This is a genomic window from Curtobacterium sp. MCPF17_050, assembly GCF_003224435.2.
Lineage (GTDB): Bacteria > Actinomycetota > Actinomycetes > Actinomycetales > Microbacteriaceae > Curtobacterium.
Window position 1 is genome coordinate 1,099,958 of sequence record NZ_CP126250.1, and the last position, 17,890, is coordinate 1,117,847.

Here is a 17,890-nt window from a genome sequence, read left to right on the forward strand (position 1 = left end):
GCTCCATCAGGACGACCCCGGTGCCGCTGCCGCCCGGATCCGCTCGGCGAGTGCGTCGAGTTCGGCCAGCACGTCGGCCGCGACCCACGCCCGGTCGCGTCGACGTTCCGTGACGGGGCGGAGCACGCCGGCGCCCACGAGCTCGTCGATCACCGCGTCGGTCCACGGCAGGTCCGCCGGGAGCGCTGCGCTCACCGCGGCCTCGGTCAGCACAGGATCGGCCAGGAGGACGCGGAGGAGGTCCGAGCGGTGTGTGACCCGCGGTCCGTGACCGGTCGGGCGGACCGCGCTCCGGTCGTGCTCGACCTCGTCGAGTCGGAGCGCGGCGAACTCGACCTCGTCGCAGACGACGCCGACCGCCCGCGCCGTCAGGGCGACGATCCCGTCGACGGCGCCGTCCCGGTAACGCTCGAGCTCGGTGAAGTAGCCCGCTCGATCGGCGACCAGGGCAGCGGCCACGGGCACGACGAGCGCGGTCGTGACGCCACGCCGCCGCAGGACTGCGTTGACCAGCGCTCGACCGATCCGCCCGTTGCCGTCGGTGAACGGGTGGACGGACTCGAAGTGGGCGTGGGCGATCGCGGCCTGCGCCAGGGCGTCGACGTCGTCGCGTGCGAGGAACGCGAAGAGGTCGGCCATCGCGGCGGGGACGTCGTCCGCGGGCGGCGGCACGTAGGCGGCGTCCCGGGGACACACCCCGCCGCCGATCCAGTTCTGCACCCGACGCCACTGCCCGGCGGCGGGGCCGTCCACCGGGTCGTCCCGCATGAGCACCGCGTGGGCGTCGAGCACGGACCGCTCGGTGATGCTGCCCCGACCGGCGGCCGTGATCATCCCGCGCAGGGCGGCGGTCGCCCCGACCATCGCCGTGGCACTGCCGTTCGCGCGGATGCCGACGAGCGCCCGGGCGTAGTCGTCGAGCGTGGCGTGCTCCTCCTCGATCCGGGACGACGAGACCGCCTCGGTCCGGGCGAGCAGCAGGTCGAACGCGGCCGTGCGGTCACCGAGCCGGCGGTCGAGGTCCACCAGGCGGTCGGTCGCGCGTGTCAGCAGAGCGGCGAGGTCGGGCGGCGCCACGTACGTCTGCTCCGCGATCGCGGGCGGCACCGCACACCGCACCGAGTGTGTCATCCGGTCGGCGCGCGGCAGCCGCCGGTTGCTCCGCCACGGACGCGTGGTCGAGCCGTGGCGTGGCCAAGCCCCCGCGGCACGCCCGCTCCCGATCGCCGCGCGTGGTGCACCCGACGCCCCGGGACGGAGCGCCCAGTCCGCGCCGATCGTGACTGTCCTGTCGGTCGTGTCCGTGGTGCCCGTCATGCTGCCTCCCGTTCCTCGCACCGGCCGACGGTAGTGGCGGTGCGGCCCGATCAGCGAAGAACCCGGATGTCGTGTGCACGGGCCGGGCCGGCGCGGTCGGCCCGGCTCGTCCCGGTACGGGCACCGATCGGTACCGTTGTGGAATGACTGACAACACGTTCGTGATCACCGGTGCCCACGTCGTCCCCGTCGAGGGTGACGAGTTCGACGGCGGGGCGGTCGTCGTGCAGGACGGCCGGATCACCGCCGTCGGACCGGACGTCACCCCGCCGGACGGGCTGCCGGTCGTCGACGCCGCCGGTGCCTGGCTCCTGCCGGGCTTCGTCGAGGCGCACGGGCACGTGGGCATCCACGAGGAGGCGAACGGCTCCGCCGGGAACGACACGAACGAGATGACCGGCCCGAACATGGCGGCGGTCCGCGCGATCGACGCGGTCGACATCGAGGACGAGGGTTTCCGTGACGCCCTGTCCGGCGGCATCACGAGCATCGTCGTCAAGCCCGGCTCCGGCAACCCGATCGGAGGGCAGACGGTCGCGATCAAGACCTGGGGCGGCCGCACCATCGACGAACAGCTCATCTCGGACAGCGTCAGCGTGAAGAGCGCCCTCGGCGAGAACCCGAAGCGCGTCTACGGCGAGAAGGGCCAGACGCCGTCGACCCGCCTCGGCGTCGCGAAGGTCATCCGCGAGGCCTTCCTGGCCGCCGACCACTACCGCGCTGCCCGCGACGCCGCTGCGCGCAAGGACGAGCCGTTCGAGCGTGACCTCACGAAGGAGACCCTCGCGCGCGTGCTCGACGGGGAGCTCGCCTGGGACCAGCACACCCACCGTCACGACGACATCGCGACGGCGATCCGCCTCGCCGAGGAGTTCGGCTACCGCCTGGTCGTGAACCACGGCACCGAGGCCCACAAGATCGCCGACCTGCTCGCTGAGAAGGGCATCCCGGTGGTCTACGGCCCGCTGTTCACGAGCCGGTCGAAGGTGGAGCTCCGTGACCGCGGCATCCCGAACCTCGCCACGATCGCGGCGGCCGGGGTCCGGGTCGCGATCACGACGGACGCCCCGGTCGTCCCGATCAACATGCTCGTGACCCAGGCCACGATGGCCGTCCGCGACGGGCTGCCCCGGCAGACCGCGCTCGAGGCGATCACCTCCGCCCCCGCGGACATCCTCGGTTTCGGCGACCGTGTCGGCCGCATCGCCGCGGGGTACGACGCCGACCTCGTCCTCTGGGACGGCGACCCGCTCGACGCGACCAGCCGCGCGCAGCGCGTCTGGATCGAGGGCCGCCAGGTCTTCGCCTACGTCGACGGTCAGGGCGTCACGACACCGCGCTGGTGACACCGTGTCGGACGGGAGGCGCGGCGCACCCCCGCCCCGTGCCTCCCGTCCGACGCGTCAGTCCTCGCGCGCCAGCAGGAAGTCGTTGATGCGCTCCGTCATGCCGAGGTCCATCTCGATCCGCACCCCGTTGACGGTGTGGATCGGCGCCGCCTGCCGGATGCTGGAGACCAGCCACAGCGCGTCGGCGGCCCGCAGGTCGTCGAGCGTGACGAGCTCGTAGGCGGTCTCGATGCCCTCCTGCTCGGCGAAGCGGAAGACGTCGGCCTGCGTGGTGCCGTCGAGGATGCCGATGTCGGTGCGGGGCGTCACGAAGCGGCCGCCCACGGACATGATGAGGTTCGCGCGGGTGCCCTCGAGCACGTACCCGTCCGTCGAGACGAACAGCGCGTCGTCGGCTCTGCGGCGGACGGCTTCCCGGAGTGCCGCCATGTTCACCGCGTACGAGAGCGTCTTCGCGCCCTGCAGCAGCCACGGGGAGGTCCGCTCGACGTCGTGCCGGTAGCCGCGGTCGAGCGTGACGACGCCGATGCCCTCGGTGCGGTCACGCGTCTGGTCGGCCGACGGCGCCGCGTACACCCACCCGGTCGGACGCCCGAGGCCCTCGACGCCCCGGGTGAGCACGGTCTTCGCGTACGCCTCGCGCACCGGGTCGAGCCGGGCGCAGACGGCCTCGATCGCCCGCCGCCACGCGTCGACGTCCGGATCCGGCAGGTCGAGCTTGGCGGCGGAGCGGACGAAGCGGGCCAGGTGCGCCTCGAGCGCCTGCGGTCGGCCGTCGATGACCGTGATCGTCTCGAAGACGCCGTCCCCGCGGGTGAGCCCGAGGTCCATCACCTGGACGTGCTCCTCGAGCGGCTTCTCCCACGTGAAGGCGTCCGCCTCCGGGTCGTGCGGGGCTGCGGACCGCGAGGGCTGGTTCAGGACGGCGAGGACGGTGTCGGTCATGCCACCCATCCAACCCCAGGTCAGCGACCGCCGGGCAGCGCGTCCATGAGTTTCCAGACCGCCTGCGTCAGCTCGGGGTGCTGGAGCGCGATGCGCCGGAGACGGTGGTACTCCTCGCCGTGTTCGGTGCCGTGACCGGAGGCCGGGTGCGCCGACCACTGGGAGCTCCGGCGGCCGATCCGGACGTCGACGTCCATGGCCTCGGCGCGGAGGATGAGCACGACCTGCTCGTCCACGGTCGGCAGCGTGTGCATGAAGTCCCACGGGTCGTCGCCCTGCCGGCAGCGGTGTTCGACGATGACCGAGATCTCCTCGGCGGCTTCGGCGCGCAGCACCTCGAGGCTGCGCCCCGCCCTCCGGGACTCAGCCATGACGCCCCCAGAGCACGCCTGCCATGCAACGAGCGTACGTCATCGGATCGGCCACACTGGACCACATGACCGAGCGCGACGAGAGCAAGTCCCAGCACCCGGCCGTGGTCGTCGTGTACCTGCTGCGGGACGGTGCGGACGGGCCGGAGGTCCTGCTCGGCGAGAAGCGACGCGGGCTCGGCACGGGCCGCGTGGTCGGTCCGGGCGGCAAGCGCGAGGGCGACGAGACGGCGGTCGAGACCGCCGTCCGCGAGGTCGCCGAGGAGGTCGGTCTCCGCGTCGACGCTGCCGACCTGGATGCCCGTGGCACGTTGGACTACCGGTTCCCGTTCCGCCCGTCCTGGTCCCAGGTCTCGGACGTCTTCGTCTGCCGCCGCTGGCAGGGGGAGCCGTCGGGCGGCGACGAGCTGGAGCCGCGGTGGGTGCCGGTCGACGCCGTCCCCTACGAGGCGATGTGGGACGACGCGCGCTACTGGCTGCCCGGTGTGCTCGCGGGCGGTCGGGTCGAGGCGCGGGTCGTGTTCGCCGAGGACGACGCGACGGTCGCCGGGTTCACCGGGACGGGCATCGGGGAACCGGCCTGAGCGCCGGGGACGCCGGACGGTGAGGCCTGCGGGCCCGACGTCGACCGACGGTCAGCGCGACCGCTGTGTCCGCGTGCTGCCGGTCCGGGCCTCCTCGGCCGCGGCCATCACGTCCGCGTCCCCGCTCTGTCCGCCGAGCGGACGCACGAAGAAGTCCACGACCCCGAAGGCGATCGCGGCCACGAGCGAGAACATCGCCCAGCCGTCCCAGAGCCCGGCGACGCTGCGGCCGCCGCTCGGCGCGAGGACGATGCTCGTGACGTACGACATCGCCGCGAGCACGAGGAAGACGACGACGATCGTGACGAGGAGGCGGTGCCAGGCGATGCGGGACATGATCACCCCAGGATACCGACGCCGGGAGCGCTACCGACCGCGGTCCAGCGGATCGTTCTCGAGCCCGTCGCGGCCACCGGTGAACACGTCGCCGCCGGCGCGGTCGTCCTCCCACCCGTCGTCGCGCACCACCTGCAGCGTGCCGGTCGCGGTCGAGGTCAGGCCGTGCCGCTCGAGCTCGGCGTCGCGCTCACGACCGAGGAACTCGCGGTTCGCGGTGTTCGCGTCCTGGAACATCGTGGTGCGGCCGGTGACGATCGCCCGGATGCGACGGCGCTCCCACCACTGCTTGCCGAAGTACATGAGCACGAGCCCGGCGGCCGCGTAGCAGGCCATGGTGATCAGCCCGCGGGCCGGACCGGGGCCGACGCCGTAGACCTCGTGCTTGATCATGTCGACCATGCTCGAGCCGACCACGACGTGGTTCAGCCACGCGAACGGCTCCGGCATGAACCACTTCGGGTAGGCCCCGCCGGAGGACGGCATCGACAGGAACACGAAGCAGATCATCGCGGGGGCGGCGATGAAGCGGCCGACGAAGTAGCTCAGCCCGTTGACCGCGAGTCCGATGGCCACGATCCACCCCCAGGCGATGAGCACGAGCGGCACGAAGTGCCCGGAGATCGCACCGACGACCGGACCCGCGAGGGTGTTCGTGATGACGGAGATGACGAGACCGCCGACGACGATCACGGTCATGCGGGTGCGGTGCCGCAGGGGCCCGCCCATGATGCCGATGAACATCGCGACCATGTAGCCGCCGATGCACCACGCGAGCATGACGTACATCGGGACGGTGCCGTACTCGTCCCGCGCCGGCAGCGCGGCGAGCTCGGTGACCTGCGGCGTCGCGACCCCGATGCCGGTCAACACGGCCGTCAGCGTCGCCGGGACGAGGTTCGCGACCTGGAACTGGTGCGCGCTGGCCTTGAAGAAGGTGTTGGCCGACGGGTCGTACGCGACCGCCATCGACCCGGCGAGGACGTCCCGCTTCGCGGCCGCGAGCGAGTCGTAGGTGTGGAAGACGAACTCACCCGGCAGGGCCTTCTGCACGGCCGCGACGAACGACGGGTCACTGCCGACGAGCGCCACTGGGACGTCGTGCGGATGCGGCGCGTGGAAGGCGAAGACGTAGCAGAGGCAGAAGCCGACGATGAAGAACAGCGGCATCCAGAGCTGCAGCCCGATGAGCTGGAGGGACGGGTGCAGGGTCGAGTACCAGCGCCGGTAGCGCCCGATCTGCTGCTTCGGCGGCGCGCTGGAGCGGGCAGCGGCGGGTGGACCGGCGGCCGTCCGCGCACCACCTGCCCGTTCCGGCAGGTCGTTCTTCCTCGGTCGGTCGTTCCGCGGCGTGCTCACTCGGCGCTGCGCTCCTGTCCTGTCGTCTGGCGCTCCACGATACGCTGCGGCAGCAGGGGTGCCTCCGGGGTGGGCGACGGGATCAGGAGCGGCTGCGGGAGGCCTGCGCGGAGTCCATCGCGAGCTCCTCGGCATCGAGCGTCACGAGCACGCGGCGCATGACCTCCTCGTCGAGGTTGCCCTTCTCGCGCTCCTCGAGGACGATCTCGCGGCGACGGTCGAGCAGCTCGCGTCGGATGTCCTGGATCTGTGCGCCACGGAGGCGCATCGGGGCGTTGCGCTCCTCGTCCTCTTCTTCCTCGGCATCGCGGCGGAGGGTCTCGGCCTGCCGCTCGAGCCGGGCCTTCAGGCGGTTCACGACGCTGTCGACGGCCTGGTGTCCGTACTGCTCCGCCCAGGCCGGACGTCGGCGCTCGAGCAGGGCGATCGCCGCTTCGGTCGTGCGCTGGTTGAGGCGCATCTCGCTGCGGACGTCCTCCTCGCTCTCCCCGGGGTCCTGCACCTGCAACGCGCGGATCACGAACGGCAACGTCAGCCCCTGCAGCAGGAGTGTGCCCACCGTCACGACGAACGCGATGATGAAGATGGTGTCCTGCGCCTTGACCTGGACGGGGTCGGAGACGACGGCGACGGCTGCTGCGAGCGTGACGACGCCCCGCATGCCGGTCCACGAGATGACCGTGAGCTCCCGCCAGTTCAACTTCGGCTCCGCCGTGCCGCGCAACCACCGCAGGGAACGGTGACCGCGGGACAACCGGACGCGCAGCGGTCTCAGCCACCTGCCGTTGATCCGGTTGCGCGCGTAGGACTCGAAGACGAAGAGCGGACGGACGAGGACCACGACGACGAGCACGACGGCCGCCGCGGTGAGGGTCTGGGCCAGGCTGCGGTTGCTCTCGAGCAGGTCCTGCACGACCGTCTTCAGCTGCAGCCCGATCAGGGCGAACACGAACCCCTCGAGGATGACGTCGATGCTCGTCCAGAGCGGGCGCTCCTGCAGTCGCGTCGCGTACCCCTCCTTCGGCGAGTTGTACCCGATGTACAGGCCGGCGGTGACGACCGCGATGACGCCGGAGCCGGACAGGTGCTCGGCGAGGACGTACGCGACGAAGGGCAACAGGATGCTCATGATCGTCTCGACCACGGGGTCGTTGATGCGCATCCGGATCCAGTGCACCGCGACGCCGAGGACGATGCCGACCGCGAAGCCGACGCCGATCGCCAGGCCGAAGATGCCGAGGTCCTGCCAGATGGTGAGCGACGTGCCCGCGGCGATGAGCGTGAACACCCGGACCAAGGTCAGCGACGCCGCGTCGTTGATGAGGCTCTCGCCGGACAGCACCGTCATCACACGGCGGGGGAGTCCGAGCTTCCGGCCGATCGCGGCGGCGGACACGGCGTCCGGCGGAGCGACCACGGCGCCGAGCAGGATCGCCGCCGGCCAGTCCATGTCGGGGATGATCAGGTACGCGGCGAGTCCCACCGCGAGCGCCGTGACGATGACGAGGACGATACCGAGTCGCCGGATCTGCTTGATCGACTGCCGGAAGCTCTGCCACGACACGTCGAGTGCCGCCGAGTACAGCAGCGGCGGCAGGATCACCGTGAGGATCACCTCGGAGTCGATCTCGATCTCCGGCAGGCCGGGCAGGAACGAGACGGCGAGTGCGACGGCCGTGACGAGCAGCGGGGCGGGCAGCCCCTTGGCGCGGGCGAAGCCGGTCACCGCGAGCGAACCGATCAACAGGATGAGGAGTTCCGCGGTGCCCATGAGGCCCATCCTCCCATCCGGATGGTTCGCAGGCTGAACGGTTCCGCAGCCCCGGTGAACGGCCGGTGGACGACAGGGTTTGCTCCGGAGCCGCCGGGCTGCGACACTTGCCCGCGGTGGACATCACACTCATAGTCGTCCTGGTCATCGCGTTGGCCCTCTTCTTCGACTTCACAAACGGATTCCATGACACCGCCAACGCGATGGCGACACCGATCGCCACCGGTGCCATGAAGCCGAAGGTGGCCGTGACGGTCGCCGCGGTGCTCAACCTCGTCGGTGCGTTCCTCAGCACCGCCGTTGCGACGTCGATCTCGCACGGGCTCATCAACGAGGGCCCCGGTGGCGTCGCCATCAGCCCCGAGATGATCTTCGCGGGCCTGATCGGCGCGGTCGTGTGGAACATGATCACGTGGTTGCGCGGCTTGCCCTCGTCGTCCTCGCACGCGCTCTTCGGCGGGCTCATCGGCGCCGCGATCGTCGGCGCCGGCTTCGACTCGGTGAACTACGCGGCACTGCTGACGGTCGTGATCATCCCGGCCTTCCTGTCGCCGGTGATCGCCGCGCTCGTGTCGCTCCTCGCCACGCGCATCGCCTACCGCGTGACCCGTCGTCCGGTGTTCCCGAACGAGCGCGGGGGCTTCCGCATCGGACAGGTGTTCACGAGCTCGATGGTGTCGCTCGCCCACGGCACGAACGACGCGCAGAAGACGATGGGTGTCATCACGCTGACGCTCATCGCCTCGGGCGCGCAGTCGAGTGACCAGGGCGTGCAGTTCTGGGTCGTCGTGGCCTGTGCCCTGGCGATCGCCCTCGGCACCTACACGGGCGGGTGGCGCATCATCCGGACGCTCGGCTCGGGCATCACCGAGATCCGCGCGACGCAGGGCTTCGCAGCCGAGGCGTCCACCGCCGCCACGATCCTCGCGTCGAGCCACCTCGGCTTCGCACTGTCGACGACGCAGGTGTCGTCGGGCTCGATCATCGGCGCGGGCCTCGGCCGCCGCGGTTCGAAGATCCAGTGGTCGACGGCCGGCAAGATCGTCATCGCGTGGTTCATCACGCTGCCCGCCGCCGCGGCGGTCGGGGCGATCGCCTCGGGCATCGCCCACTTCGGCGTCATCGGTCTCGTGCTCGACGCGGTCATCGGTGGTGCCGTGATCCTCGGCCTGTACCTGTGGTCGCTGCGCAAGCCGCACGAGCACGCCGCGGCCATCGAGGTCGACGTCGCCGCGAACGCCGTGCTGACCCGCAAGGAGCGGCGCGACCTGCAGCGCGCCAAGCGTGCCGAGGCCGTCGCCGCGCGTCGCGCCGAACTGAGCCGCGAGCGGACCCTCCGCCGCATGGCCGGACGCAAGGGAGGCCGTCGCTGATGGGTATCGCCATGGACGGACGCTGCGGAGGGACCTGCTGATGGGTATCGACTGGGCGGCGTTCCTGCTCGTCGCACTCGTGGCCGTCGTGTCGGCGTGCTTCGTCGTCACCGTCTACTCCGTGGGCCTCCGCCTCTGGAGCGCCGCCGACGCCCGCGCGGGCAAGTACACCGTGAAGGACGACGGCACCGTCGGCCCGGCCACCGCCGGCTTCCCGGACCCGACCGCGGCCTCCACCGCGATCCGTGCGTTCCGGGCGCTCGCCGTGGCCTGCTTCGCCGCCTGCGGTGCCGCGGTGCTGTACGGCGTCTACCTCATCGTCCCTGCCTTCCACTGACCTCCTGGCCGGCCGCACCGGCTGGACGGTCGCGGGCTAGCCTCGGGAGGTGACCGCGACGGAGAGGACCACGACGTGACGAGCGCTGCCACCCGCACCGAGACCGATTCCCTGGGCTCGAGGGAGGTGCCGGTCGACTCCTACTGGGGGATCAACACCCTCCGGGCGATGGAGAACTTCCCGATCGCCTCGGTGCCGATCGCGGTCTACCCGGACCTCGTCGCGGCCCTCGTGACCGTGAAGCAGGCGGCGGCCCGGGCGAACAAGGCGATCGGTGTCCTCGACGCCGAGCGGGCCGACGCGATCGACCGTGCCGCGCAGGAGGTCCGCGACGGGGCACTGCGGGACCAGTTCGTCGTCGACGTGGTCCAGGGCGGCGCCGGGACGAGCACGAACATGAACACGAACGAGGTCCTGGCGAACCGGGCCCTCGAACTGCTCGGCCGGGAGCGCGGCGACTACGCGTACCTGCACCCGATCGACCACGTGAACCGCAGCCAGTCGACGAACGACACGTACCCGACGAGCATCAAGATCGCGATGATCACCGGTGTGCGCCGGCTCGCCGACCAGCTCGAGCAGCTGTCGGCAGCGTTCGCGGAGCGCGGGGAGGCGTTCGCCGACGTCCTCAAGGTCGGCCGCACGCAGCTGCAGGACGCGGTCCCGATGACGCTCGGCCAGGAGTTCACCGGCTTCGCCCACACCATCGCCGAGGACGTCGTCCAGCTCCGCCGGGTGGTGCCGCTCCTCGGCGAGATGAACCTCGGCGCGACCGCGATCGGGACGGGCATCACCGCCGACCCGCTGTACCGCGACGAGGTGCGGCGGCAGCTGCAGGAGGCGAGCGGCATCGACGTCGTCACGGCCCCGGACCTCATCGAGGCGACGAGTGACGCCGGCGCGTTCATGACCCTGTCCGGCACGGTCAAGCGCAGCGCGATGAAGCTGTCGAAGATCTGCAACGACCTGCGGCTCCTGGCGTCCGGCCCGCAGGCGGGCCTCGGGGAGATCACGCTGCCGCCGCGGCAGGCCGGTTCGTCGATCATGCCCGGCAAGGTGAACCCGGTCATCCCGGAGGTCGTCAACCAGATCGCCTTCGCGGTCGCCGGCGCGGACACCACGGTGACGATGGCGGCCGAGGGTGGTCAGCTCCAGCTCAACGCGTTCGAGCCGATCATCGCGCACTCGATCCTGCAGTCCCTGCAGTGGATGACCCGCGGGTGCGCGACGCTCCGCGAGCACTGCGTGACCGGCATCCGGGCGAACGAGGTACGGCTCGCCGCCCAGGTGGACACGAACGTCGGCGTCGTCACCGCGCTGACGCCGTACATCGGCTACGCAGCGGCGGCGTCCATCGCGCACACCGCCCTGACGACGTCGACCCCGATCTCGACCCTGGTGATCGCCGCGGGTCTCATGGACGCGGACCAGGTGCACCGGGTGCTCAGCCCCGCCCGGTTGTCCGGCATCGAGCTGGCGACCGGTGCCATCCCGGTCGTGACCGAGGAGATGCTCGACGAGGCCGCCCGGGACGCCGAGGCCCGTCGCCGGTCCTGACCGCTGCCGGACGGGAGGCACGTGCCGGGTCCGGCGCGCAGCCTCCCGTCCGCACCGTGCGCGGGGCGGACGCGACGCGGCGCGTCCGTGCGCACGACGGAGACGCGGCGCGGCGCGTCAGTTCGCGTTCGGGTGCAGCGCGTCGTACCGGCGGAACGACGGGACGAGCCGGAGCAGCAGCGCGACGAGCGCGATGATGAGGACGCCGCCGATGAGCGGCGGCCAGGCGAAGCCCGCTGCGACGACCAGACCGGCGTACAGGTCGCCCACGCGCGGCCCACCGGTGACCACGACGATGAAGATGCCCTGCAGTCGGCCGCGCATGCCGTCCGGCGCGGCGGCCTGGAGGATCGTCCCGCGGAACACGCTGCTCACGTTGTCCGCGCCGCCGGCCACCGCGAGGGCCAGCGCGCAGAGCGCCAGTGCCGGCAGGATCCCCGTCGAGAACGTCTCCGACGCCCGTCCGCCGAGGAGGTGCGCGGCCGCGACGACGACGCCGAACGCGGCGATCGCGCCGCCGTAGACGGTGATCGCCCAGCCGACCGCCTCGCCCTGTCGGCGGACGTGCCCGAGCGGGCCGGAGAAGACACCGGACAGCAGCGCACCGACCGCGTAGGCGGCCGAGAGGGTGCCGACCGTGATCGACCCACCGCCGACGACCAGGGCACCGATCGCGGGGAACAGCACCCGGGGCTGCCCGAACGTCATGGCGATGATGTCGAGCACGAAGGTCATCGTGATGTTCCGGGAGCGGCGGAGGAACCGCGCACCCTCGACGAGCGACGACAGGCCCGGACGGAGGGCGTCGTGCTCGGGAGCCATCCGTGGCAGCGTCACCACGCCGAGGAACGCGGCGCTGAAGAGCACGACGTCCACCGTGTAGGTCGGGGCGAAGCCGAACGCGGCGACGAGCACACCGCCGACCGCCGGCCCGACCGTCACGGAGAACCCGGCGCTGATGCTGTTCAGGGCGCTCGCCGCGGGGAGCAGGTCGTTGCCCACCAGCCGCGGGACGATCGCCGCCCGGGACGCGCCGATCACGGTGCCCGCGACGGCGTTGACGGTCACGAGCACGTAGAGCAGCACGACGCTGTCGAGCCCGAGCCAGGCGTGCGCGGCGATCATCGCGGTCGACACCCAGGCCATGACGGCGGAGACCAGGGCCACCGTGCGGCGGTCGAAGGCGTCCGCGAGCATGCCGCCGTACAGCCCGGCGAGGATCATCGGCACGAGCGAGATGACGCCGACGAGCGACACCATGAACGTCGAGCGCGTGATCTCGTACACCTCGAGCCCGACCGTGACGCTCGTCATCATGGTGCCGATGCCCGCGATCGAGCTGCCGATCCAGAGCCGCGCGAACGCGGGGGAGCGGCGGAGCGGGGTGAGGTCGGCGAGCAGGGAGCGGCGGGGCTTCGCGGGGGCGTCTGGTGTCACAGTGGAACCATTCTGTGGCCTGGAGGGCTCCTGCGGGGCACGTGCACGTCCTCTGGTTGACTGTCGGGCATGACTGACCTGAACAGCAAGCCCGAGTTCGACGCCCCCGAGGGCCCCGCCCCCACCGACCTCGTGGTCACCGACATCGTCGTGGGCGACGGCGACGTCGCCGAGGCGAGCTCGACCGTCAAGGTCCACTACGCCGGCGTCGAGTACGAGTCCGGCGAGGAGTTCGACAGCTCCTGGGGCCGTGGCGAGCCGATCGACTTCCCGCTCGCGGCGCTCGTCCGCGGCTGGCAGGAGGGCATCCCCGGCATGAAGGTCGGCGGTCGCCGCAAGCTCGTCGTCCCGCCGGAGCTCGCCTACGGCCCCGCCGGCGGCGGACACTTCCTCTCCGGCAAGACGCTCATCTTCGTCATCGACCTGCTCGGCGTCCGCTGATGGCGGGCGTCCCGGAGGTCCCGACCCTCGAACTGAACGACGGACACCGCATCCCGGCGCTCGGCCTCGGCACGTACTCGCTCGACGGGGACGAGGGGGTCGCGGCGGTCGGTGCTGCGATCACGAGCGGGTACCGCCTGCTCGACACCGCGCTGAACTACGGCAACGAGGACGCGGTGGGCCGTGCGGTCCGCGAGTCCGACGTGCCGCGCGACGAGTTCGTCGTGACGTCGAAGCTGCCGGGACGCCACCACGGCTACGACGAGGCACACCGCTCGGTGGACGAGACCCTGGCGAACCTGGGGCTCGACCACCTCGACCTGTACCTCATCCACTGGCCGAACCCGTCCGTCGGGAAGTTCGTCGAGACCTGGAAGGCGTTCGTCGACCTCCGGGACAGCGGCAAGGTCCGCTCGATCGGTGTCTCGAACTTCACCCCCGAGCACCTCGACCGCATCCTCGACGCCACCGGGGTCGCCCCGGCGGTGAACCAGGTCGAGCTGCACCCGTACTTCCCGCAGGCCGACCTCCGCGCCGTGCACCAGCGTCTCGGCATCGTCACCGAGAGCTGGAGCCCGCTGGCGAAGCAGTCCGAGCTCCTCACCGAGGGACCCGTGACCGCCGCGGCCGCAGCGCACGGTGTCTCGGCCGGCCAGGTCGTGCTGCGCTGGCACGTCCAGCTCGGCGCCGTGCCGGTCCCGAAGTCGGGCGACCCGGACCGCCAGCGCGAGAACCTCGACGTGTTCGGCTTCTCGCTGACCGACGACGAGGTCCAGGCCATCTCCGCCCTCGAGCGCGGGCGGCTCTGGGACGGCGACCCGGACACGCACGAGGAGATGTAGGCGAGCGCTCGCGTTCGGACCCGACCGGGGCAGGGGGATATCATCGGTACCCCTGTCCCGAAGGGTTGCGAGTGTCCGAACCGCGTGTTTCCGAACCGACCGAGATCGACCGTGAACGCGGCTACGTCGACGGTCTGTTCCACCGACTCGACGAACTGACCACCGAGGCCGAGCAGCGGCTCGTCGAGACCCGCCGGCAGGCAGTCGGTGGCAACCACCAGAGCCGGACCGAGCGCGACGCCTTCGCCCGGCTCTACGAGGACACCGTCGCCACCCTGCGGCGCGTGGGCGACCGCCTGGTGTTCGGGCGGCTCGAGGTCCAGGACCCGCCCGCCGACGAGGACGCCTTCCGGTACATCGGGCGCGTCGGGCTGCGGGACGCCGACCACCGGCCGCTGCTGCTCGACTGGCGCGTACCGGGTGCGAGCGCGTTCTACCAGGCCACCGCGGCGCATCCCATGGGCATGCGGGCCCGACGTCACCTGACGCTCGAGGGCCGCACGGTCGTCGGCGTCGAGGACGAGGTGTTCGACGCCACGCTCTACGACGACGAGCGCACGCACCTGCAGGGCGAGGGAGCCCTGCTCGCGGCCGTCACCGCCGAGCGCACCGGGCGGATGACCGACATCGTCGCGACGATCCAGGGCGAGCAGGACCGGATCATCCGCTCCCCGCTCGAGGGCGTCCTCATCGTGCAGGGCGGGCCGGGCACCGGCAAGACGGCCGTCGCACTGCACCGCGCGGCGTACCTGCTCTACTCCTACCGGGAGCGTCTTCGCGGCTCCGGCGTGCTCGTCGTCGGGCCGTCCCCGGCGTTCCTGACGTACATCGAGCAGGTGCTGCCGTCCCTCGGTGAGACCGGTGTCGTGATGGCGTCCCTCGGGTCGCTCCACCCGGGGCTCCACACCACCGTGCACGACCGTCGGGACGTCGCCGCCGTGAAGGGGTCCGGCGAGATGGCCGACCTGCTCCGCCGCGCGGTCCGGTCGCGGCAGGTCGTCCCGACCGAGTCCGTCACGCTCGACGTCGAGGGCGAACGGCTCGTCGTCCCGCCGCAGCTGGTCGCCGACGCCATGCGCCGTGCCCAGGACCGCGGCAAGCCGCACAACGTCGCCCGCGTCACGTTCAACAAGAACGCGCTCGACGCCATGACGCGACTGCTCGCCGACCAGCTGCGGCACCGCGGGACGACGGTGGACGAGGCCGACGAGAAGGTGCTGCGCGAGGACATCCGCAGCTCGTACGACGCCCGGGTCCTGCTCAACACGGCGTGGCTGCCGCTGCCGGCCGAGAAGCTCCTCGAGGACCTGTACGCCCGGCCGAACTGGCTCGCGTCCCTCACACCGAACTGGTCGCCCGAGCGCCGTGCACTGTTGCGGCGCGAGCGCGGGGCCGGCTTCACGGTCGAGGACGTGCCGCTCCTGGACGAGGCGGCCGAGCTGCTCGGGGTGTTCGACCCGACCGGTGGTGCGGCGAAGCGGCAGGCGAAGGCCACCCGGAACCGGGACATCGAGAACGCCCGGCAGGCCATCGAGAACATGGGCGTCGAGGGCATCGTCAGCGCCGAGCAGGTCGCCGGTGCCTTCGCGGAGGGCGGGGACCCGCGCTCCACCGCCGAGCGTGCCGCCGAGGACCGCGAGTGGACCTACGGGCACATCGTGGTCGACGAGGCGCAGGAGCTCTCACCGATGCAGTGGCGGGTCCTGGCGCGCCGCAACCCGCTGCGGTCCTTCACGATCGTCGGTGACATGGCGCAGGGCTCGTCGCCGGGTGCCGCGCGCACGTGGGACGACGTCCGCGGTGCGCTCGCCCGTCGTCGTCGTGGTCGTGCCCCGCAGGTGCCGCTGGACTCCCGCCTCGAGGAGCTCACCGTCAACTACCGCACCCCGCGCTCGATCGTCCAGGCGGCCGGGGCCTTCGCCGCGGCGGCCGGTCTCACGGTGACCGCGAACGAGGCGGTCCGTGACGGCGACCCCGTCGAGCGCTTGCGCGTCGACCGGGCGGACCTGCTCGACACGGTCGCGGACCGGGTCGACGGCGAGCGCGACCTGATCGGCTCCGGGACGATCGGTGTCATCGTGCCGGAGGCCGACGTGGCCGCCGTCCGCGAGCGCCTGGCCCGGACCGAGGCCGACGTCCGCGGGCTCGGCTCACCCCGGGCGGGGTCGGTCACGGTGCTCACCGGCGCGGACGCGAAGGGCCTGGAGTTCGACGGCGTGCTGCTCGTCGACCCGGACCGGGTCGGCTCCGACGCCGCTCGGGCCGCGGCGGCCGTCTACGTCGCGATGACCCGTCCCACCCGCCGGCTCACGGTCATCGAGGTCGCCTGACGGTCCGGCCGGTCGGGCCGGTGCCTCCTGCGGTCCGTCCGACCTGCCGGGAGGCTCGGGAGCGACCCCGTCAGGCCGGCTCGCCCTGGTCGCGTACCTGTTCCACGAGGGCCGCCCACGGGCCGTCCAGGCGACGACCCGGGATCGTCACCGTGGTCCGGGCGACGGTCACCGTCCACACGTAGTCGTCGCGGACGGCGCTCTCGTCACGATCGGCACCCTCCCCACCCGCACCGTCCGGAGCCGCCCCGGGTGCCACGGACCCGTCGCCGGGGAGTGCCCCGACGAGTTCCGTCCACCGGTCGGCGTCCGGACGGGCATCGGTGTCGACCCGCCATGCCCGCGGGAGGCCGGCGAACCCACCACTGCGGCGCACGACGATCTGCATGCCCCGGAACCTACGCCCTCCGCACCCGCGCCGGAGTGCCCGGTTGAGCAGCGCTGCTGCGGCTCAGACCGTCACCCCGACGCGCTGCCAGGCACCGGCGACGGCGGTGTGCTCGCGCGAGACCGCTCCGAACCGCGCCGCCGCTGCTCGGACCGTGACGGCCGCGAAGTCGGCGAAGTCGATGGACGCCGACACCTCGGCCGAGGTGAGGGCGTCCCACCACACCTGTCCCGCGCCGACCCAGGCCGGTCCGCCGATCGTGGTCGCGGCGAGGAAGAACGCGTGGTTCGGGATGCCGGAGTTCAGGTGCACGCCGCCCTGGTCCTCGGCAGACTCCACGTAGTCGGCCATGGTCGCGGGCTGTGGGTCCGCCCCGAGCACCGGGTCGTCGTAGGCCGTGCCCGGCGCACGCATCGAGCGGAGGGCGACCCCGTGCACGGCGTCCGTGAACAGCCCTTCGCCGACCAGCCAGGACGCCTGTTCCGCGGTCTGCCGGGCGGCGTACTGGGCGACGAGCACGCCGAAGACGTCGCTCATCGACTCGTTGAGCGCTCCGGACTGCCCCTGGTAGACGAGGTCCGCGGTGTACTGCGTGACGCCGTGGGCCAGCTCGTGCCCGATGACGTCGACCGCGACGGTGAACCGCCGGAAGACCTCGCCGTCTCCGTCGCCGAACACCATCCGCTGCCCGTCCCAGTAGGCGTTGTCGTACTCCCGCCCGTAGTGCACGGTGGCGTCGAGGGGGAGTCCGGCGCCGTCGATCGACGCCCGTCCGAACACCTCGAGCCAGAACGCGTGCGTCGCGCCGAGGCCCGCGTACGCCTCGTCGACCGCGGGGTCCCCGGTGTCGCCGTCACCCTCCCGCCGCACCACCCTGCCCGGCAGCGTCGTCGTGCCGGCGGCGTCCGCGATCGTGCGCCGCGGAGCGACGTCCGGCGCCCCGGCGGTCCTGGCCGCGCGGAGGCCGGTCACGTGCTTCGGCTCCTGGACGCGGTCCATCGAGGCGAGGGCGGTCCGGGCTGCGGCGGCAGCGCGCGGGAACCGGTCCTCCGGTGCGTCGGCGACGGCGCGGAGGAGGTACGGCGGGACGACGGAGCGCGGCGAGCGGCTGGTCATGGCGACATGCAACCACCGGGGGCCGACAGCCGGTTCG

General features: G+C 72.1%; 17 protein-coding genes. 8 read left to right on the forward strand and 9 right to left on the reverse strand.

Translation table 11 applies throughout. The features are described from left to right. Positions 1-6: 6 nt before the first annotated feature. Positions 7-1,077 carry a Fic family protein gene (locus tag DEJ34_RS05240; RefSeq protein WP_181422261.1) on the reverse strand — a complete coding sequence of 357 codons (1,071 nt, stop codon included), beginning with the start codon at positions 1,075-1,077 and terminating at the stop codon, positions 7-9. A 383-nt stretch (positions 1,078-1,460) separates the two neighbouring features. On the opposite strand from DEJ34_RS05240, the gene DEJ34_RS05245 reads away from it, so the two are divergent. Then, positions 1,461-2,663, forward strand: coding sequence for an amidohydrolase (locus DEJ34_RS05245; RefSeq protein WP_110890547.1), 1,203 nt, complete (start codon positions 1,461-1,463; stop codon positions 2,661-2,663). 57 nt (positions 2,664-2,720) lie between these two features. Here the strand turns inward: DEJ34_RS05245 and DEJ34_RS05250 are convergent, their stop codons facing one another. After that, positions 2,721-3,611, reverse strand: coding sequence for an aminodeoxychorismate lyase (locus tag DEJ34_RS05250; RefSeq protein ID WP_110911614.1), 891 nt, complete (start codon positions 3,609-3,611; stop codon positions 2,721-2,723). A gap of 20 nt (positions 3,612-3,631) precedes the next feature. Beyond that, on the reverse strand, positions 3,632-3,982 hold the full coding sequence (locus DEJ34_RS05255; protein ID WP_110823852.1) for a tryptophan synthase subunit alpha: 351 nt from the start codon (positions 3,980-3,982) through the stop codon (positions 3,632-3,634). 65 nt (positions 3,983-4,047) lie between these two features. Between DEJ34_RS05255 and DEJ34_RS05260 the strand changes: the two genes are divergently transcribed. After that, complete coding sequence (locus DEJ34_RS05260) at positions 4,048-4,566, forward strand: 8-oxo-dGTP diphosphatase (protein WP_110911580.1); 519 nt, start codon at positions 4,048-4,050, stop codon at positions 4,564-4,566. 51 nt (positions 4,567-4,617) lie between these two features. Here the strand turns inward: DEJ34_RS05260 and DEJ34_RS05265 are convergent, their stop codons facing one another. The 3 genes from DEJ34_RS05265 to DEJ34_RS05275 all read right to left on the reverse strand — a co-directional run bounded on the left by DEJ34_RS05265 (position 4,618) and on the right by DEJ34_RS05275 (position 8,032). Continuing rightward, positions 4,618-4,902, reverse strand: coding sequence for a hypothetical protein (locus DEJ34_RS05265; protein ID WP_146232769.1), 285 nt, complete (start codon positions 4,900-4,902; stop codon positions 4,618-4,620). A gap of 30 nt (positions 4,903-4,932) precedes the next feature. Then, entirely contained in the window at positions 4,933-6,261 is a 1,329-nt protein-coding gene (locus DEJ34_RS05270) for an ABC transporter permease (RefSeq protein WP_110911581.1), read from the reverse strand. Between the two features lie 82 nt (positions 6,262-6,343). Then, positions 6,344-8,032, reverse strand: a complete 1,689-nt coding sequence (locus tag DEJ34_RS05275) for a cation:proton antiporter (RefSeq protein WP_110824021.1) — start codon at positions 8,030-8,032, stop codon at positions 6,344-6,346. A 116-nt stretch (positions 8,033-8,148) separates the two neighbouring features. On the opposite strand from DEJ34_RS05275, the gene DEJ34_RS05280 reads away from it, so the two are divergent. The 3 genes from DEJ34_RS05280 to DEJ34_RS05290 all read left to right on the forward strand — a co-directional run bounded on the left by DEJ34_RS05280 (position 8,149) and on the right by DEJ34_RS05290 (position 11,299). Continuing rightward, positions 8,149-9,405, forward strand: coding sequence for an inorganic phosphate transporter (locus DEJ34_RS05280; protein WP_110823856.1), 1,257 nt, complete (start codon positions 8,149-8,151; stop codon positions 9,403-9,405). A gap of 40 nt (positions 9,406-9,445) precedes the next feature. Further along, a complete protein-coding gene (locus tag DEJ34_RS05285) occupies positions 9,446-9,742 on the forward strand; it encodes a hypothetical protein (protein WP_110911582.1) in 297 nt (98 codons plus the stop codon). Between the two features lie 75 nt (positions 9,743-9,817). Continuing rightward, positions 9,818-11,299: an aspartate ammonia-lyase gene (locus DEJ34_RS05290; RefSeq protein WP_110911583.1), complete on the forward strand. Its 1,482-nt coding sequence runs from the start codon at positions 9,818-9,820 to the stop codon at positions 11,297-11,299. 117 nt (positions 11,300-11,416) lie between these two features. Here DEJ34_RS05290 and DEJ34_RS05295 read toward each other — a convergent pair whose 3' ends face one another. Further along, on the reverse strand, positions 11,417-12,736 hold the full coding sequence (locus DEJ34_RS05295) for an MFS transporter (RefSeq protein ID WP_110890551.1): 1,320 nt from the start codon (positions 12,734-12,736) through the stop codon (positions 11,417-11,419). A 69-nt stretch (positions 12,737-12,805) separates the two neighbouring features. Here DEJ34_RS05295 and DEJ34_RS05300 point away from each other — a divergent pair, with 69 nt between their 5' ends. From DEJ34_RS05300 to DEJ34_RS05310, 3 genes are all read left to right on the forward strand, one after another. Further along, positions 12,806-13,177 (forward strand): FKBP-type peptidyl-prolyl cis-trans isomerase, encoded by a 372-nt coding sequence (locus DEJ34_RS05300; protein ID WP_110823860.1) that lies wholly within the window; start codon positions 12,806-12,808, stop codon positions 13,175-13,177. Continuing rightward, positions 13,177-14,019 carry an aldo/keto reductase gene (locus DEJ34_RS05305; RefSeq protein ID WP_110823861.1) on the forward strand — a complete coding sequence of 281 codons (843 nt, stop codon included), beginning with the start codon at positions 13,177-13,179 and terminating at the stop codon, positions 14,017-14,019. The genes DEJ34_RS05300 and DEJ34_RS05305 overlap by 1 nt, the downstream gene beginning before the upstream one ends. A 71-nt stretch (positions 14,020-14,090) precedes the next feature. Next, entirely contained in the window at positions 14,091-16,349 is a 2,259-nt protein-coding gene (locus DEJ34_RS05310) for a HelD family protein (protein WP_110911584.1), read from the forward strand. Between the two features lie 70 nt (positions 16,350-16,419). On the opposite strand, the gene DEJ34_RS05315 is transcribed toward DEJ34_RS05310, so the two are convergent. Both DEJ34_RS05315 and DEJ34_RS05320 read right to left on the reverse strand, forming a co-directional pair. Next, a complete protein-coding gene (locus DEJ34_RS05315) occupies positions 16,420-16,737 on the reverse strand; it encodes a protealysin inhibitor emfourin (protein ID WP_110900726.1) in 318 nt (105 codons plus the stop codon). A gap of 63 nt (positions 16,738-16,800) precedes the next feature. After that, positions 16,801-17,853, reverse strand: coding sequence for a M4 family metallopeptidase (locus DEJ34_RS05320; RefSeq protein ID WP_110911585.1), 1,053 nt, complete (start codon positions 17,851-17,853; stop codon positions 16,801-16,803). Positions 17,854-17,890: the final 37 nt, after the last annotated feature.

Excerpts from the sequence above, each read along its gene's own strand:
- DEJ34_RS05245 (WP_110890547.1), top strand. The coding sequence starts at position 1,461 with ATGACTGACAACACGTTCGTGATCACCGGTGCCCACGTCGTCCCCGTC.
- DEJ34_RS05250 (WP_110911614.1), bottom strand. The coding sequence starts at position 3,611 with ATGACCGACACCGTCCTCGCCGTCCTGAACCAGCCCTCGCGGTCCGCA.
- DEJ34_RS05255 (WP_110823852.1), bottom strand. The coding sequence starts at position 3,982 with ATGGCTGAGTCCCGGAGGGCGGGGCGCAGCCTCGAGGTGCTGCGCGCC.
- DEJ34_RS05260 (WP_110911580.1), top strand. The coding sequence starts at position 4,048 with ATGACCGAGCGCGACGAGAGCAAGTCCCAGCACCCGGCCGTGGTCGTC.
- DEJ34_RS05265 (WP_146232769.1), bottom strand. The coding sequence starts at position 4,902 with ATGTCCCGCATCGCCTGGCACCGCCTCCTCGTCACGATCGTCGTCGTC.
- DEJ34_RS05275 (WP_110824021.1), bottom strand. The coding sequence starts at position 8,032 with ATGGGCACCGCGGAACTCCTCATCCTGTTGATCGGTTCGCTCGCGGTG.
- DEJ34_RS05285 (WP_110911582.1), top strand. The coding sequence starts at position 9,446 with ATGGGTATCGACTGGGCGGCGTTCCTGCTCGTCGCACTCGTGGCCGTC.
- DEJ34_RS05300 (WP_110823860.1), top strand. The coding sequence starts at position 12,806 with ATGACTGACCTGAACAGCAAGCCCGAGTTCGACGCCCCCGAGGGCCCC.
- DEJ34_RS05305 (WP_110823861.1), top strand. The coding sequence starts at position 13,177 with ATGGCGGGCGTCCCGGAGGTCCCGACCCTCGAACTGAACGACGGACAC.
- DEJ34_RS05315 (WP_110900726.1), bottom strand. The coding sequence starts at position 16,737 with ATGCAGATCGTCGTGCGCCGCAGTGGTGGGTTCGCCGGCCTCCCGCGG.
- DEJ34_RS05320 (WP_110911585.1), bottom strand. The coding sequence starts at position 17,853 with ATGACCAGCCGCTCGCCGCGCTCCGTCGTCCCGCCGTACCTCCTCCGC.